Origin of the sequence: Agromyces excoecariae (assembly GCF_051715505.1) — a bacterium.
Lineage (GTDB): Bacteria > Actinomycetota > Actinomycetes > Actinomycetales > Microbacteriaceae > Agromyces.
This window is the reverse complement of sequence record NZ_JBPSLA010000001.1, coordinates 134392-150116: the sequence shown is the minus strand read 5'-3', so window position 1 is coordinate 150116 and position 15725 is coordinate 134392. Positions and strand designations below refer to the sequence as shown.

Here is a 15725-nt window from a genome sequence, read left to right as displayed (position 1 = left end):
TGGCGGAAGCGAATCCGTGACGCGCGCGGCCCGTCGGGGGACGGGCCGCGCGCAGTGGGGGCAGCTCGGCTACACCTGCACCATGTCGGCGAACCGCGAGAAGTGGCCGTGGAACGCCACGGTCACGGTGCGGGTCGGACCGTTGCGGTGCTTGGCGACGATGAGGTCGGCCTCGCCGGCGCGCGGGCTGTCGCGCTCGTACGCCGACTCGCGGTGCAGCAGGATCACCATGTCGGCGTCCTGCTCGATCGAGCCCGACTCGCGGAGGTCGGAGAGGGCGGGCATCTTGTCGGCGCGCTGCTCGGGACCACGGTTCAGCTGCGACAGCGCGAGCACCGGAACCTGGAGCTCCTTGGCCAGCAGCTTCAGCGCACGCGAGAACTCCGAGACCTCCTGCTGCCGGCTCTCGACGCGCTTGCCGCTCGTCATGAGCTGCAGGTAGTCGATGACGACCATCTTGAGGCCGACCCGCTGCTTGAGCCGCCGGCACTTCGCGCGGATCTCGACGAGCGTCATGTTGGGGGAGTCGTCGATGTAGAGCGGCGCGTCGTTGATGCGGCCCCGGGTCGAGGCGATGGTCGTCCAGTCGCGGGTGTCGACGGTGCCCTTGCGCATGTTCTGCAGTGGCACGGATGCCTCGGCCGAGAGCAGGCGCATCGCGATCTCGCTTCGCCCCATCTCGAGCGAGAAGAAGATGGTGGGCAGGTCGTGCGTGATCGCGGCCGAGCGCGCGAAGTCGAGCGCGAGCGTCGACTTGCCCATGGCGGGGCGGGCGGCGACGATGATCATCTGCCCGGGGTGGAAGCCGTTCGTCAGGTCGTCGAGATCGGCGAAGCCGGTCGGCACGCCCGTCATCTTGCCGTCGGTGTGCTTCGCGGCCTCGATCTCGTCGATCGCGGTGCCGATGGCGTCCGTCAGCGGGACGTAGTCCTCGCTCTCGACGGACCCCGTCACCGAGTAGATCTCGGCCTGGGCGTTGTTGACGAGCTCGACGACCTCGCCCTCGCCCGCATAGCCCATCTGCACGATGCGCGTGCCGGCTTCGACGAGGCGGCGCAGGAGCGCCCGCTCGGCCACGATGGATGCGTAGTAGCCGGCGTTCGCCGCGGTCGGCACCAGGCTCGTCAGCGTGTGCAGGTACTCGACGCCGCCGGCTCGCTGCAGCTCGCCGTTCTTCGTGAGCTCGTCGGTGACCGCGATGACGTCGGTCGGCTCGCCGTGCGAGTACAGCGCGAGGATCGCATTGAACACGACCTCGTGCTTGGGCACGTAGAAATCGATGCCGCGGAGCGTCTCGATGACGTCGGCGACCGCGTCCTTCGAGAGCATCATGCCGCCGAGCGCGCTCTGCTCCGCGAGGAGGTCGTGCGGAGGGGTGCGCTCGCCTCGGCGGGCCTCGGACTCGTCGACGGGGTCGGCGATCCCGATGTGCGCGATCGACACTTGCTACCTCCGCTCGCCCGCCGGGCATGTTCCATCGCCCCGCGACCAGTCTCGCCGGACCCCCCGACACCTCGTCGAACGGCGTTGGCGGGGCCCGTTCACGGCGTCATTCCGAAGGAGACTGACTCACCATAAGGAAGGGGTTCCCACAGCACAAGCCAGCCTGTGGATAACTCTGTGGAAGACGTGGGCGAAACGCCGTCCAACATGTGCACAGACCCTGTGGAGAACTGTGGAAATGTTGTGAATGACATGGCCTGAATTCGGCCCTGAACTGGGCCTTCGCGAATCCACACCTGTGGGGGGAAAATTCTTCCGTTTCTCGACCGGGCCTCGGCGGGTCCTGTGTACAAACCTGAGGACAGCACCCCAAAGTGTGGACTTGCGGCGCCCGCGTCGGCGGGTGTAATACAGCCCGTCCCGACACCCGGAAACGACGACGCGGCGGGGGCCTCAGCCCACCGCCGCGTCGTCGTTGCGTCGGAAGCGATTACTTCGCCGCGACCACCTGGAGGGTGATCGTCGCGGTGACCTCGTCGCGCAGCTTGACGGTGACCTCGTGGTCGCCGACCGACTTCACCGGTGCGGTGAACTCGACCTTGCGCTTGTCGATCTCGCCGAGGCCGGCGTCGGCGACGGCCGACGCGACATCCGCGGGCTTGACCGAGCCGAAGAGACGACCGCCGAGGCCGGCCTTGACGGCCAGCTTGACCTTGGCCGACTCGAGCTTGGCCTTCAGGGCCTGCGCGTCCTCGAGGGAGTGCAGCTCGCGCGCGGCGCGCGCGGCCTTGATCTGGTCGACCTGCTTCTGGCCGCCACGGGTCCACGGGGTCGCGAAGCCCTGGGGGACGAGGTAGTTGCGGGCGTACCCGTTCTTGACCTCGACCACGTCGCCGGCCTCGCCGAGACCGGAGACCTCGTGCGTGAGGATGATCTTTGCCATTTCCGTGCTCCTTAGCGGCCGGAGCCCGAGTAGGGCAGGAGCGCCATCTCGCGCGCGTTCTTCACGGCGCGGGCGATGAGGCGCTGCTCCTGCACGGAGACACCGGTGATGCGACGGGCGCGGATCTTGCCGCGCTCCGAGATGAACTTCCGAAGGGTCGCGACATCCTTGTAGTCGATGACGCCGACCTTGACGGACTTCGCGGGGGCGGCGTTCTTCGCGCCCTTGCCGCCGCGAGGCTTGCGGCGGTCGCCGCTGCTCTTTCCAGCCATGGTTCTTTCCTAATCGTGTGTGAGTTTCGGGTGCGAGCGGATGCCGCGTGGCATCCGCCGCCGGCCTGAAGGCCTAGAAGGGCGTCTCGTCGCCGTAGTTGGTGCCCGGGGTGTTCCAGACGTCGCCGCCGCCCGAGGACTGGGCGGGGGCGCTGGGCGCCCACGCGTCATCGGACTGGCTGCCGCCCCCGAAGGAGCCGCCTCCGCCGACGCCGCGGTTGGACTGGGCGCGCGTCACGGACGCGGTGGCATAGCGCAGGCTCGGGCCGATCTCATCGACCTCGAGCTCGATGCTGGTGCGCTTCTCGCCTTCCTTCGTCTCGTAGGAGCGCTGCTTGAGACGACCGGAAGCGATGACCCGGGTGCCCTTGGTGAGCGATCCCGCGACGTGCTCGGCGAATTCACGCCAGCAGCTCGCACGCAGGAAGAGGGCCTCGCCGTCCTTCCACTCGTTCGCCTGACGGTCGAACGTGCGGGGCGTCGACGCGATCGTGAAGTTCGCGACAGCCAGCCCGCTCTGCGTGTAGCGCAGCTCGGGGTCGGCGGTGAGGTTGCCCACCACGGTGATGACGGTCTCGCCGGCCATGGGGACTAGGCGTCCTTCTTGGCGGGGGCCTTCGCGGCGGCGGCGGCCTTCTTCGCGGCCTTCGCCTCCTCGGCCTTCTTGTGGGCGGCGACCTGGGCGATCGCCTCCTCGGCACGGAGCACCTTGGTGCGCATGACGGCCTCGCTGAGGTTCAGCTGGCGGTCGAGCTCGTTGGTGGTCGCGGACTCGGCGGTGAAGTCGACGACGGCGTAGATGCCCTCGGACTTCTTGTCGATCTCGTACGCCAGGCGACGCTTGCCCCAGATGTCGACGTTGTCGACGGTGCCGCCATCGTTGCGGATGACGTTGAGGAACTTGTCGAGGCTCGGAGCAACGGTGCGCTCGTCGATCGACGGATCGAGGATGACCATCAGCTCGTACTGGTGCATGACAGACCCACCTCCTTCGGACTCGGCGGTCACAGACGGTCTGTGACAGGAGGGTGTTCATGCGTCGTACTGCGGAGGCCCGGAATCGGGCACGCAGACAACCTGCCAAGTGTAACGGATGCCTCGCGGCAGCGCACATCGGCGGCGCGGTGTCAGATCGCGGCGAGGATCGTGACCTCGAACGAGACGGCCGAGACCTGGGCGTTCCCGAATGAGGCCATCGCCCAGAGCTCGAATGCGAGCCGGACGCGGCCGGTGTCGTCGTCGTGGCTGGCATCCACGTCCGTGATGCGCCACGAGGACTCGACCCCCGAGAGCCCGACGTTCGCGCCGGCCATCGTCGGGTCGCCCGACACGAACGAGAACGCGGTGATCCACGCGGACGCGATCCCCCGGACGAACTCGGTGTTCGACATCACCGGTCCGAGGGTGACGATGAACCGCTCCGTGGCACCGCCGCCGCCGCCGCCCGACCAGTTGATCGGAACGGTGCCGGCCGCGGTCGGGCGCGATACGGCGCGGCGGGGGTTGCGGGAGTCAGGCCTCGCCGCGGGCGGCCCACCAGGCGAGCAGGCGCTCGCGCGCGGCATCCGGCCCGATCGGGCCCTCGTCGAGCCGCACGTCGAGCAGGTACTTGTACGCCTCTCCCACCACGGGCCCGGGGCGGATGCCGAGGGCCGCCATGATCTCCTGCCCGTCGAGCTCGGGGCGCACCGCCGCGAGCTCCTCCTCCTCGGCGAGGCGCGCGACGCGCTCCTCGAGGTCGTCGTACGCGAAGCCGAGGCGGTCGGCCTTGCGCCGGTTGCGGGTCGTGACATCCGCCCGGGTCAGGATGTGCAGGCGTTCAAGCTGGTCGCCGGCGTCGCGCACGTAGCGGCGCACCGCCGAGTCGGACCACGCGCCGTCCGTGTACCCGAAGAAGCGCAGGTGCAGCTCGATGAGCCGCGACACGGCCTTGATGGTGTCGTTGTCGAAGCGAAGCGCCCGAAGTCGCTTGCGCGCGAGCTTCGCGCCGACCATGTCGTGGTGGTGGAACGAGACCGCACCGCCCGATTCGAGCCGCCGGGTCGCGGGCTTGCCGATGTCGTGCAGCAGCGCCGCGAGGCGCACGACGAGGTCGGGGGAGTCGAGTACCCCGCGCGACACCTCGTAGTCGATCGCCTGGTCGAGCACGGTCAGGCTGTGCTCGTAGACGTCCTTGTGATGGTGGTGCTCGTCGATCTCGAGGCGCAGCGCCGGGATCTCGGGAAGCACCCGCGCGGCGATCCCGCTGTCGACGAGCAGGCGGATGCCGCGGCTCGCCGCCTCCGTGCACAGGAGCTTCGACAGCTCGTCGCGCACGCGCTCGGCCGAGATCCGGTCGATCTCGGGCGCCAGCGCGGACATCGCCGCGAGGGTGCCCGGCTCGACCTCGAACCCGAGCTGCGCCGAGAAGCGCGCGGCGCGCATCATCCGCAACGGGTCGTCGCCGAACGAGACCTCGGGCGCCGCGGGCGTGCGCAGCACCTTCGCGATGAGGTCCTCGACGCCGCCCGAGGGGTCGAGGAGCGTTCGTTGGGGCAGGCGGAGCGCGAGCGCGTTCACGGTGAAGTCGCGGCGCACGAGGTCGTCCTCGAGCGACGTGCCGAAGACCACCTCGGGCTTGCGCGACGTGCCGTCGTAGGCGTCGGCGCGGTAGGTGGTGATCTCGACGGTGTGCCCCTGGACGATCGCGCCGATCGTTCCGAAGGCGCGCCCGATGTCCCAGTGCGCCTCGGCGACGGGCTTCACGACGGCGAGGATCTCGTCGGGCGTGGCGTCGGTGGTGAAGTCCAGGTCGTTGGTCGACCGGCCGAGGAACGCGTCGCGGACCGGACCGCCGACGAGGGCGAGCTCGAAGCCGGCCGCCTCGAAGGCGTCGGCGAGCGTGGCGACCGTCGGCGAGGCCGCCAGACCCGCGAGCCGGTCGAGGGCCTCCGCGACACTCTGCATTGCTCCATGTTAGGCAGGCCACCGCGAGCGGCGCCGCCCGCGACGGCGCCGGCGGCCCGGCGACCTCCCGTCGGCACCCCGGCGACGCCCCGCGACCTCCCGGGTCGGTCCCCGTAGAATCGCCTCCATGCCGGCCGAGTCGACCACTCCTCGACGCCTGCGCCGACTCCTCGCCTTCCTGTCCGCAGGGGCCGCGTCCGTGGCCCTCGGGGTCGCGGGCGCGGTCGCGCCGTTCGACGGTCCGACAGGCGCCCCGGCCGCCCGCGCGGCCGAGCCCGTGGCCGGAGTCAGCGTGAGCGTCGCCCCGGCCGACGGCACCTCGGTGACGGCCGGTGCGCCCATCGGCGTGGTCGTCGAGATCGTCAACGGCAGCGACGCCGCGATCGAGGCGGGCACGCTCTCGCTCGGGGTGGCCGCGTCGGGGCTCGACGACGTCGACGACCTCGACTCGTGGACGAGCGACAGCGGCCTGCCGGCATCGGCACGCACCGTGTTCGAGCGCGCGACCGCCGCGCTCCCCATCGGCGCGGTCGCGACGCTCGAGTTCACGCTGCCGGCCGGCGCGACCGACGCGGCCGATCCGGCGGTCGGCCTCGCCGCGTCACTCGAATCGGGCGGGGCGGATGTCGCGTGGGGAACCACCGCCGTCGCGAACGCGCTCGTCACCGACGGCGACGGTCCGGGCCTCGCGCTGGTGTACCCGCTCACGGTCCCGGTGAACGAGGGCGGCGTGCTGCCCGCCGAGCGACTGGCGTCCTGGACCGGGCCGACGGGCCTGCTCACCCGCCAGCTCGATGCGGTCTCGGGCGCCGGCGTCGCCATCGGCATCGATCCGCGGATCCCCGTCTCGATCCGCGCCCTCGGTTCATCGGCGCCCGAGTCCGCGGTGGCGTGGCTCGAGGCCCTCGCCAAGATGCCGAACGAGGTGTTCCCCCTGGCCTATGCGGACGCCGACCTCGCCGTCCAGGCGCAGGCCGGACTCGACGCGCCCCTCGAGCCGCTCGGGTTCGGCGACGTCGTCGACGACGCCGACTTCGCCGACGGCCAGAACCCCGCCGGAGCGACGAACACCCCGGGCGAGGCGCCGACCGATGCCGACTTGGCCGACTGGGACTTCACGCGGACCGACCTCGCATGGCCGGCCGACGACACCGTGGCGTCCGGCGACCTCGACCGCTTCGCGGCGGGCGGACTCACCACGGCGATCCTCGCTCCCGGCAACGTCGAGGGGGCGGGTGGCGCGTCGAACGCGGCGGCCACGGTCGACGGGCGCGGGGCCGTCGTGGCCGACGCCCGACTCCAGGTCCCGCTGCGCCTCGCGGCCGCCGCCCAGACGGACGCCGAGTGGCGCAGCGCCGCCTCCCGCCTGCTCGCCGAACTGGCGGTCGGCCCGGGCGAGGGCTCCACGACGTTCCTCGGCTCGTTCGCGCGCTCGGCCGGCGCGGACGCCGAGCGCATCGGCGAGACGCTCGCCGCGCTCGACGGCTCGCAGTGGTCGCGCACCGCGACGCTCACCGAGGCCGTGGGTGCGCCGCCGGTGTCGCGGACCCTCGTCTCGCTCCCCGAAGACGCCCAGCGCCTCGACAACGTCGACCGCCTGCTGAGCGCCGAGTCGGCCGTGGGCGAGTTCTCCGACGTGCTCGACGACCCGCTCGTGCTCACCGCGCCGACTCGGCGCGACCTGCTCGGGCTGCTCGCCGTCGGGTGGCTGGACCTTCCCACGGAGTGGAGCGAGGCGGTCGGTCGCTGGCTCATCGACCAGCGCGCGATCACCGGGTCCGTCTCGGTCGTCCCCACGAGCAGCGTGCTGGTGGTCGCGAGCGAGACCGGCATCCCGATCACGATCGAGAACGATCTGCCGTACGCCGTCAACGTCGTCCTCACGGTCGACCCGTCCAACGGACGACTGCTCGTCGAGGACACCGTCGAGGCGACCGTCGAGGGCGTGAGCCGCCGCACGGTGCAGGTGCCCGTCGCGGCCGGCGTCGGCAGCGGCGAGGTCACCCTCGAGGTCTCGCTCGCATCGCCGGGCGGCACCCCGCTCGGCTCGGTCGTCCGGATCCCGGCGAACGTGCACGCCGACTGGGAGGGCGTGGGGGCCACGATCCTCGCGGTGCTCGCGGTGGGCGTCTTCGGCGCGGGCATCCTGCGCACCATCCTCCGCCGTCGCCGCCAGCGGGCCGAGGCCGATGCGACGACGGATGCCGCCCCGGTGGCCGGGTCCGGCGTCGCGGCGCCGCACGACGCGCCGCACCCCGACGCGGCGCCCGCCGACGCGAGCGACCGTGAGTCCGACACCCCATCCCGACCGGAGGATCCCCCGAATGGCTGACGACCGCATCGCCCGCGCGAGCCTGTTCCTCGCGTCGGGCACGATCGTCTCGCGCATCCTCGGGTTCCTGAAGGCGATCGTCCTCGCCGCGACCATCGGCGTCGTGGGCTCGGCGAGCGCCGACGCCTTCGCCGTCGCCAACGGCCTCCCGAACACGGTGTACGTGATCGTCGCCGGTGGAGTCCTCTCGGCGGTGCTGGTCCCGCAGATCGTGCGCGCGAGCGCCCACGTCGACGGCGGCAGCGCGTACATCAACAAGCTCGTCACGCTCGCGCTGGTCGTGATCGGGGCGGCGACGATCGTCGCGACGGCGCTCGCGCCGGTGCTCGCGTGGATCTACGGCGGGAGCTTCCCGCCCGACACGCTCGCGCTCGCGACGGCGTTCGCGTTCTGGTGCCTCCCGCAGATCTTCTTCTACGGCCTGTACACGCTGCTCGGCGAGGTCCTGAACGCGCGCCGCAGCTTCGGACCCTTCACCTGGGTACCGGTCCTCAACAACGTGGTCGCCCTCGCTGGCCTCGTCGCCTTCGGCCTGCTGTTCGGCTTCGACCCCGACGGCACGCGCGCGGCCTCCGACTGGACGCCCGGAATGATCGCCCTGCTCGCCGGTTCGGCGACGCTCGGCATCGCCGCGCAGGCCGTCGTGCTCTTCTGGTTCTGGCGCCGGATCGGCCTGCGGTACCGCCCCGACTTCCGCTGGCGGGGTGTCGGGCTGGGCTCGGCGGGCCGCATGGCGGCGTGGACGTTCGGGATGCTGCTGCTCACGACCTTCGCCGGGATCGTGCAGACCCGGGTCGCCGCGACCGCCTCCGAGCAGGGGGCGTCGGTCGCCGCCATCGAGAACGCCTGGCTCATCTTCATGCTCCCGCACTCGGTGATCACGGTCTCGATCGCGACCGCTTACTTCACCCGGATGAGCGAGCACGCACGCGACGGATTCCTCGACCGCGTGCGCGACGACCTCTCGGGTGCGGTCCGGGCCGTCGCGCTGATCCTGGTGCTCGCGTCGGCCGTGCTGGTCGTCGTCGCGTATCCGTTCGCGGCCGTCTTCCAGCCCGGCAACCTCGCCAACGCGGCGGCGCTCGGCAACGTCATCGTCGCGTTCGCGATCGGCTTGGTCGGCTTCAGCATCCTCTTCGTGGTGCAACGGACCTTCTACGCCCTCGGCGACACGCGCACGCCCTTCGTGTTCACGCTCGTCCAGGTGGTCGTGTTCACGGCCCTCGCGCTGACCGCCCTCCTGCTCCCGGTGGAGTGGACCGCCGTCGGCGTCGCACTGGCGACCACGATCTCCAGCACGGTCCAGCTCGGCCTCGCCCTGCTGCTGCTGCGGCCGAAGCTCGGACGACTCGACGCCACGCGAGTGCTCGCGAGCCTCGCGCGCGACATCGCCGCGGTCATCGTGCCCGTCGTCGCCGGCTTCGCGATCGTCTGGGCGTTCGGCGCCTTCGCCGAGGGCGGCTTCGCGATCGCCGACCGCTGGGGGGCGATCCTCGTCATGGCCCTCGCGGCCACCGTGATGGCCCTGCTGTACGGCGGCATCCTGTGGCTGCTCCGCTCGCCCGAGCTGCGCGGATTCGCCGGGCCCGTGCTCGCCCGTCTCCGGCGCCGATGACGGCGGATGACGCGGGGCTCGCGCCTGCGGCATCCGCCCGGTCGCTGTCCAGCCTGTGACCCGCCCGTGAGCGCCGTCGGGGCCGGAATAGGCGCCGCTTAGACTGTGTTCACCATGTCGTGGCATCCCGTGAGTAGGGTGCCGCGGCATCGCACGGAACGACAGGAGCGGGTTTGCGCGACATCATCATCATCGGGTCAGGTCCGGCGGGATTCACCGCCGCAATCTATGCGGCCCGCGCCGAGTTGAAGCCGCTGCTCATCGCCAGCTCCGTCGAGATCGGCGGCGAGCTCATGAACACGACCGAGGTCGAGAACTTCCCGGGCTTCCCCGAGGGGATCATGGGTCCCGACCTCATGGGCAAGTTGCAGGCCCAGGCCGAGCGCTTCGGTACCGAGGTCGTCTACGACGACGTCGTGGAACTCGATGTCGACGGCCCGGTCAAGCGCGTCAAGCTCGGCAACGGCGGGGAGCACGAGGCGAAGTCGATCATCTTCGCGACGGGCTCGGCCTACCGCAAGCTCGGCCTGCCCGAGGAGGAGCGCCTCTCGGGCCACGGACTCTCGTGGTGCGCGACCTGCGACGGCTTCTTCTTCCGCGAGAAGACCATCGCGGTCGTCGGCGGCGGCGACTCGGCGATGGAGGAGGCGACGTTCCTCACCCGCTTCGCCGAGAAGGTCTACGTGATCCACCGGCGCGACCAGCTCAAGGCGTCGAAGATCATGCAGCAGCGCGCCTTCGACAACCCGAAGATCGAGTTCGTCTGGAACGCCGCGGTCGACGCCATCCACGGCGACACCGCCGTGACCGGTGTCACGCTGCGCGACACCGTCTCGGGCGAGGTCAGCGCCCTCGACCTCGACGGCCTGTTCGTCGCGATCGGCAACGACCCCCGCACCCACCTGGTGCACGGCAAGCTCGACCTGACCTCCGAGGGCACCATCGCCGTCGACGGACGCTCATCGCGCACGTCGGTGCCCGGCGTGTTCGCCGCGGGCGACGTCATCGACCCGACCTACCGCCAGGCCGTGACCGCCGCCGGTTCCGGCACGGTCGCCGCACTCGACGCCGAGCACTACCTCGCGGCGCTCGAGGACACCCACGGCGAGCCCGCCGCGGCGGCGGAGGAGGCCGCCGAGGTGGACGATTTCGTCGCCGTCGACCTCGCCGACGCCGCCCGCTGACCCGCGCTTTCCGGATCGGATGCCGGCATCGACATATGACGGCGGCCGCTCCGACCCATCGCTTCCACCAAAGGAGATATCCATGACTGCACGTGCAGTGTCCGAGGCCACCTTCGAGCAGGAGGTGCTGCAGAACGACAAGGCCGTCCTCGTCGACTTCTGGGCCGAGTGGTGCGGCCCGTGTCGCGCGGTGAGCCCGATCCTCGACCAGATCGCGACCGAGCACTCCGACAAGCTCGACATCGTCAAGCTGAACGTCGACGAGAACCCGGGCCTCGCGATGAAGTACCAGATCACCGCCATTCCGGCGATGAAGGTCTTCAAGGGCGGCGAGGTCGTCCGCACCGTCATCGGTGCGAAGCCGAAGCCGATCCTCGAGCAGGACCTGGCGGAGTTCATCGGCTGAGCGCCACCCGATCGACCCGAGGGCCCGTAACTGTATCTAACGGTTACGGGCCTTCGTCGTCGTCCCGCTTCCGCGGGTCGTCACGGTGCGGCATCCGGTTCGGGCGCCCCGACGCGGCTGGCTAGCATGGAGAGCCTGAGCAGAACGGAATCCAGCAGTGACCTCTGACGGAGCGCCCGAGCGGGCCGGCAACAACCTCGATCCGTGGTACGCGAACTACGCCGAACGAGCCGCCGGCTTCGCCGCCTCCGAGGTGCGCGCCCTGTTCGCCGTCGCATCCCGGCCCGAGGTCGTGTCGCTCGCGGGCGGCATGCCGTTCGTCTCGGCGCTGCCGCAGGAGCTCATCACTTCGGCGTTCGAGCGGACGATGCGCGAGCAGGGGCCGGTCGCCCTGCAGTACGGCTCCGGGCAGGGCGTCCCCTCGCTCCGCGAGCACATCCTCGAGGTCATGTCGCTCGAGGGCATCCGCGCCTCGGTCGACAACGTGGTCACCTCGACCGGATCGCAGCAGGCCCTCGACTTCGTCGCCAAGCTCTTCCTCGACCCCGGCGACGTGGTGCTCGCCGAAGCGCCGTCATACGTCGGTGCGTTGGGTGTCTTCCGCTCGTACCAGGCGTCCGTCGTGCACGTCGCGATGGACGACGAGGGCCTCATCCCCGAGGCGCTGCGCGAGACCATCGCGCATCTGCGGGGCCAGGGTCGACGCATCAAGTTCCTCTACACGATCCCCAACTTCCACAACCCCGCCGGCGTCACGCTGTCCGCGGCGCGACGACCCGAGATCCTCGAGATCTGCCGGGCCAATGAGATCCTGGTGCTCGAGGACAACCCGTACGGCCTCCTGCACTTCGACGAGCCGGCGCCCGATGCGCTCCGATCGATGGATCCCGAGGGTGTCGTCTACCTCGGCTCGTTCTCGAAGACGCTCGCTCCCGGCTTCCGGGTCGGCTGGGCGCTCGCACCGCACGCGATCCGCGAGAAGCTGATCCTGGCGGCCGAGTCGGCCATCCTCTCCCCGTCGTCGTTCAGCCAGCTCGTCGTGTCGGAGTACCTGTCCCAAGCCGACTGGCGCGGGCAGATCGACGCATTCCGCGGCGTCTACCGCGAACGCAAGGACGCGATGATCGAGGCACTGGGGGAGTACCTGCCACAGCTCTCGTGGACCAACCCCAACGGCGGGTTCTACGTCTGGGTGACGCTGCCCGACATGCTCGACTCGAAGCAGATGCTTCCACGCGCCGTCCGCGAGCTCGTCGCCTACACGCCCGGCACGGCCTTCTTCGCCGACGGCCGCGGCCGGCACGCGATGCGGCTCTCCTTCTGCTATCCGACGCCCGAGGCCATCCGTCTCGGCATCCGTCGCCTCGCGACGGTCGTCAACGGCGAACTCGACCTCCTCGACACGTTCGCCGGCACCGGAACCCTCCAACTCCCCGATCGCCCCGGCATCGAGCTCGCCCCGCCCACCGACCTCAAGTAGTGGAGAACCCCTGATCATGAGCGATTCCACCGGCCTCTCCGTCGTCGTGCTCGCCGGGGGCATCTCCCACGAGCGCGATGTCTCGCTGCGTTCCGGCCGACGCGTCGCCGACGCCCTGACCGAAGCCGGTCATCGCGTCGAACTGCGCGATCCCGACGCCGCCCTCCTGCCGTACCTCGCCGAGCACCGTCCCGACGTCGTGTTCCCCGCACTGCACGGCTCGAGCGGCGAGGACGGGACGCTGCTCGAACTGCTCGCCGCGCTCGGGATCCCGACCGTCGGCTCAACCGGCGCGGCGGCGCGACGGGCGTGGTCGAAGCCGGTGGCGAGTTCCCTCGTGGCCTCTGCCGGCGGTGCCGTCCCCGACTCCATCGTGCTCTCGCACGAGGCGTTCCGGGAACTCGGCGCAGCAAGCGTGCTCCGCGTCGTCCGCGACGCGCTGCCCGGCGACCTCGTCGTCAAGCCCGGCTCGGGCGGTTCGGCCCAGGGCGTGACCATCGTCGAAGCGCCGGCCGACCTCCCGCGCGCGATGGTCGACGCCTTCACCTACGCCGACACCGCCGTCGTGGAACGGCGCGTGGTCGGCACCGAGTTGGCGATCGGGGTCGTCGAGACGGATGGCGCGCCGCGCGCGCTCACGGCGGTCGAGATCGTGCCGTCCGCCGGCGTGTACTCGTTCCAGGCGAGGTACAACGCGGGGGAAACCACGTTCTTCTCGCCGTGCCGGCTGCCCCAGGAAGCCGTCGAGCGTGCGACGGCCGCGGCGCTCGCGGCGCACCGCACGCTCGGACTCCGCGACATCTCGCGCGTCGACCTCATCGTGGACGACGAGGGGACCCCGTGGTTCCTCGAGGCGAACGTGCTCCCCGGACTCACCGAGACCTCGCTCGTCCCCCTCGCGATCGAGGCCTCTGACACCGATGCGGCGTCGGTCTACGACGGGCTGGTGCGCACGGCGGTGCGCCGCGGCGCCTGAGTTCCCGACGCGGCGACACCCGCTACCGGGCGGATCGGCCCGGTCGACTCGGACGTTCAGAGCCCTTCGAGGTTCTCGCCGAGCTCCGACAAGATCCTGCGCAGGTCCTGAACCGTTGCGAAATCGATGTTGATCTGGCCTTTCCGAGCACCGAGCGAGATCTTCACGCGGGTGTCGAGCCGGTCGCCCAGTCGTGTCGACAGGTCGTCGAGGAATTCCTGGCGCTTGCCTGCGGCCGGCTTCACTCGTGCGGCCTTCGGCGCTGCGGAGACGATCGCCTCTGCAGCGCGCACCGAGAGGTCCTCGTTCACGATCTTGTCCGCGAGCCGTTGCATCGCCGCCGGGTCGCCCGCTGCGAGGATCGCGCGGGCGTGCCCTGCGCTCAGCACCCCGGCAGCCACCCGCACCTGGACCGGCTCGGGGAGCTTCAGGAGTCTCAGCGTGTTCGAGATCTGGGGCCGCGACCGCCCGATCCGCGACGCGAGTTCCTCCTGGGTGATTCCGAAGTCGGCGAGCAGCTGCTGGTAGGCGGATGCCTCCTCGAGCGGGTTCAGCTGCGAGCGGTGGAGGTTCTCGAGGAGCGCGTCTCGGAGCATCGCCTCGTTCGCCGTGTCCTTGACGACGGCGGGGATGGTGTCCAGGCCGGCGGCCTTCGTCGCCCGAAGGCGGCGCTCGCCCATGACGAGCTCGTACTTGCCGGGCTCGTCGGGATGCGGGCGGACGACGATCGGCTGGAGGACGCCGAACTCGCGGACCGAGTGGACGAGTTCCTCGAGGTCCTCCGGGTCGAACACCGACCGCGGCTGCTGCGCGTTCGGGACGATGTCGTCGGGGTTCAGCCGAGCGAGATGGGCACCCGGGACCGTCACGAGGTTCGCTTCGACGGCGTTCTCGACGGCGGCGACCGCGGTCTTCGGCGCCTCGCTGTCCGCGAAGAACACGTCGACGGGTCGCGTCGCCCTCGGCGCCGCATCCTCCGTCGTCGGGATCAGGGCGCCGATTCCTCGGCCGAGTCCAGTGCGCTTCGTCGCCATCAGTCGGACTCCTTCTGTTCGGACGCGTCCCGCGTCCCGCGCCATGCGATCTCCGCCGCGGCCTCGCGGTAGGAGAGCGAGCCGGTGGACGCGAAATCGTAGCTGATCACGCTCTGCCCGTAGCTCGGTGCCTCCGAGACGCGGACCGAGCGAGGGATGATCGTGTCGAGGGTCTGAGCGGGGAAGTGGTCGCGCACCTCCTGGGCCACCTGCTGGGCGAGGTTCGTCCGCGAGTCGTACATCGTGAGCAGGATGGTGGTGAGGCGCAGCTCGGGATTCAGGTGACGTTCGATGAGCTCGATGTTGCTCAGCAGCTGCGACAAGCCCTCGAGTGCGTAGTACTCGCATTGGATCGGGATCAGGACCTCACGCGCGGCGACGAACGCGTTGATGGTGAGGAGGCCGAGCGACGGCGGGCAGTCGATGAAGACGTAGTCGTAGGGATGCTCCATCGCGGCCAGGTGTACGTCGAGCGCGCGGCGCAGGCGCTGCTCGCGGGCCACGAGGGAGACCAGCTCGATCTCGGCACCCGCGAGGTGGATGGTCGCCGGCACGCAGTCGAGGTTCTCGTGTTCCGTTGACGGCTGCACGACCTCGGCGATCGGGAGGTCGGAGACGAGCACCTCGTACACGCTCTGGAGATCCGACCGGTGGTCGACGCCGAGGGCCGTCGATGCGTTGCCCTGCGGGTCGAGGTCGATGACCAGCACGTGCGCTCCACCCCGGGCGAGCGCCGCCGCAAGGTTGACGGCCGAGGTCGTCTTGCCGACTCCGCCCTTCTGGTTGGAGATCGTGAAGACGCGCGTGCTGTCTGGGAGCGGGAGCACGGCCTGGTCGAGAGCGAGACGGCGCCGGGTCTCGTCGGCAAGCTGATCGGCCAGTGGAGTTCCTCCGTGTGATTCTGATGTTTCACGTGAAACCGACCCTTGCGGACCGGCGGCGACGGCGTGACTCGTCGCAGCAGCGTACGGATGGAAGGCCGACTCGGCTCGTCCGGCGCCGACCGCACGGAACTCGTCAGGCTGCTCATCACCCGCCCCGACAGCATACGTCTCCGCACGCGCTGATCCCCATTCGAGACCCCCATCTGAAGC

General features: G+C 70.4%; 15 protein-coding genes. 6 read left to right on the top strand and 9 right to left on the bottom strand.

The window, feature by feature from the left end; genetic code table 11:
- Positions 1 to 69 precede the first annotated feature (69 nt).
- From dnaB to ACSJD1_RS00655, 7 genes are all read right to left on the bottom strand, one after another.
- Positions 70 to 1443 carry a replicative DNA helicase gene (dnaB, locus tag ACSJD1_RS00685; protein WP_438853396.1) on the bottom strand — a complete coding sequence of 458 codons (1374 nt, stop codon included), beginning with the start codon at positions 1441 to 1443 and terminating at the stop codon, positions 70 to 72.
- Positions 1444 to 1933: 490 nt separating this feature from the next.
- Complete coding sequence (rplI, locus tag ACSJD1_RS00680) at positions 1934 to 2386, bottom strand: 50S ribosomal protein L9 (RefSeq protein WP_438853395.1); 453 nt, start codon at positions 2384 to 2386, stop codon at positions 1934 to 1936.
- An 11-nt stretch (positions 2387 to 2397) separates the two neighbouring features.
- Positions 2398 to 2658 carry a 30S ribosomal protein S18 gene (gene rpsR / locus ACSJD1_RS00675; protein WP_067947514.1) on the bottom strand — a complete coding sequence of 87 codons (261 nt, stop codon included), beginning with the start codon at positions 2656 to 2658 and terminating at the stop codon, positions 2398 to 2400.
- A gap of 73 nt (positions 2659 to 2731) precedes the next feature.
- Positions 2732 to 3244: a single-stranded DNA-binding protein gene (locus tag ACSJD1_RS00670; RefSeq protein ID WP_438853394.1), complete on the bottom strand. Its 513-nt coding sequence runs from the start codon at positions 3242 to 3244 to the stop codon at positions 2732 to 2734.
- Between the two features lie 5 nt (positions 3245 to 3249).
- Positions 3250 to 3633: a 30S ribosomal protein S6 gene (gene rpsF / locus ACSJD1_RS00665; protein WP_438853393.1), complete on the bottom strand. Its 384-nt coding sequence runs from the start codon at positions 3631 to 3633 to the stop codon at positions 3250 to 3252.
- A 152-nt stretch (positions 3634 to 3785) separates the two neighbouring features.
- Positions 3786 to 4052, bottom strand: coding sequence for a hypothetical protein (locus tag ACSJD1_RS00660; RefSeq protein ID WP_438853392.1), 267 nt, complete (start codon positions 4050 to 4052; stop codon positions 3786 to 3788).
- A 118-nt stretch (positions 4053 to 4170) separates the two neighbouring features.
- Entirely contained in the window at positions 4171 to 5604 is a 1434-nt protein-coding gene (locus ACSJD1_RS00655) for a CCA tRNA nucleotidyltransferase (RefSeq protein ID WP_438853391.1), read from the bottom strand.
- A gap of 127 nt (positions 5605 to 5731) precedes the next feature.
- Between ACSJD1_RS00655 and ACSJD1_RS00650 the strand changes: the two genes are divergently transcribed.
- From ACSJD1_RS00650 to ACSJD1_RS00625, 6 genes are all read left to right on the top strand, one after another.
- A complete protein-coding gene (locus tag ACSJD1_RS00650) occupies positions 5732 to 7936 on the top strand; it encodes a DUF6049 family protein (RefSeq protein WP_438853390.1) in 2205 nt (734 codons plus the stop codon).
- The gene (gene murJ / locus ACSJD1_RS00645) at positions 7929 to 9551 is read left to right on the top strand and encodes a murein biosynthesis integral membrane protein MurJ (RefSeq protein ID WP_438853389.1); all 1623 of its coding nucleotides are present in this window, start codon (positions 7929 to 7931) and stop codon (positions 9549 to 9551) included. The genes ACSJD1_RS00650 and murJ overlap by 8 nt, the downstream gene beginning before the upstream one ends.
- A gap of 173 nt (positions 9552 to 9724) precedes the next feature.
- Positions 9725 to 10735, top strand: a complete 1011-nt coding sequence (gene trxB, locus ACSJD1_RS00640; RefSeq protein ID WP_438853388.1) for a thioredoxin-disulfide reductase — start codon at positions 9725 to 9727, stop codon at positions 10733 to 10735.
- An 82-nt stretch (positions 10736 to 10817) separates the two neighbouring features.
- A complete protein-coding gene (gene trxA / locus ACSJD1_RS00635; RefSeq protein WP_401000532.1) occupies positions 10818 to 11141 on the top strand; it encodes a thioredoxin in 324 nt (107 codons plus the stop codon).
- A 157-nt stretch (positions 11142 to 11298) separates the two neighbouring features.
- Positions 11299 to 12621, top strand: a complete 1323-nt coding sequence (locus tag ACSJD1_RS00630; protein ID WP_438853387.1) for an aminotransferase-like domain-containing protein — start codon at positions 11299 to 11301, stop codon at positions 12619 to 12621.
- Positions 12622 to 12637: 16 nt separating this feature from the next.
- The gene (locus ACSJD1_RS00625; protein WP_438853386.1) at positions 12638 to 13597 is read left to right on the top strand and encodes a D-alanine--D-alanine ligase family protein; all 960 of its coding nucleotides are present in this window, start codon (positions 12638 to 12640) and stop codon (positions 13595 to 13597) included.
- A 56-nt stretch (positions 13598 to 13653) separates the two neighbouring features.
- Here ACSJD1_RS00625 and ACSJD1_RS00620 read toward each other — a convergent pair whose 3' ends face one another.
- Both ACSJD1_RS00620 and ACSJD1_RS00615 read right to left on the bottom strand, forming a co-directional pair.
- Positions 13654 to 14631 (bottom strand): ParB/RepB/Spo0J family partition protein, encoded by a 978-nt coding sequence (locus ACSJD1_RS00620; RefSeq protein ID WP_438853385.1) that lies wholly within the window; start codon positions 14629 to 14631, stop codon positions 13654 to 13656.
- Complete coding sequence (locus tag ACSJD1_RS00615) at positions 14631 to 15512, bottom strand: ParA family protein (RefSeq protein WP_438854097.1); 882 nt, start codon at positions 15510 to 15512, stop codon at positions 14631 to 14633. Before ACSJD1_RS00615 ends, ACSJD1_RS00620 begins: the two co-directional genes overlap by 1 nt.
- Between the last annotated feature and the right edge of the window lie 213 nt (positions 15513 to 15725).

Coding starts and splice junctions, on each gene's coding strand:
- rplI (WP_438853395.1), bottom strand. CDS start 2,386: ATGGCAAAGATCATCCTCACGCACGAGGTCTCCGGTCTCGGCGAGGCC.
- rpsR (WP_067947514.1), bottom strand. CDS start 2,658: ATGGCTGGAAAGAGCAGCGGCGACCGCCGCAAGCCTCGCGGCGGCAAG.
- ACSJD1_RS00670 (WP_438853394.1), bottom strand. CDS start 3,244: ATGGCCGGCGAGACCGTCATCACCGTGGTGGGCAACCTCACCGCCGAC.
- rpsF (WP_438853393.1), bottom strand. CDS start 3,633: ATGCACCAGTACGAGCTGATGGTCATCCTCGATCCGTCGATCGACGAG.
- ACSJD1_RS00655 (WP_438853391.1), bottom strand. CDS start 5,604: ATGCAGAGTGTCGCGGAGGCCCTCGACCGGCTCGCGGGTCTGGCGGCC.
- ACSJD1_RS00650 (WP_438853390.1), top strand. CDS start 5,732: ATGCCGGCCGAGTCGACCACTCCTCGACGCCTGCGCCGACTCCTCGCC.
- murJ (WP_438853389.1), top strand. CDS start 7,929: ATGGCTGACGACCGCATCGCCCGCGCGAGCCTGTTCCTCGCGTCGGGC.
- trxA (WP_401000532.1), top strand. CDS start 10,818: ATGACTGCACGTGCAGTGTCCGAGGCCACCTTCGAGCAGGAGGTGCTG.
- ACSJD1_RS00625 (WP_438853386.1), top strand. CDS start 12,638: ATGAGCGATTCCACCGGCCTCTCCGTCGTCGTGCTCGCCGGGGGCATC.
- ACSJD1_RS00620 (WP_438853385.1), bottom strand. CDS start 14,631: ATGGCGACGAAGCGCACTGGACTCGGCCGAGGAATCGGCGCCCTGATC.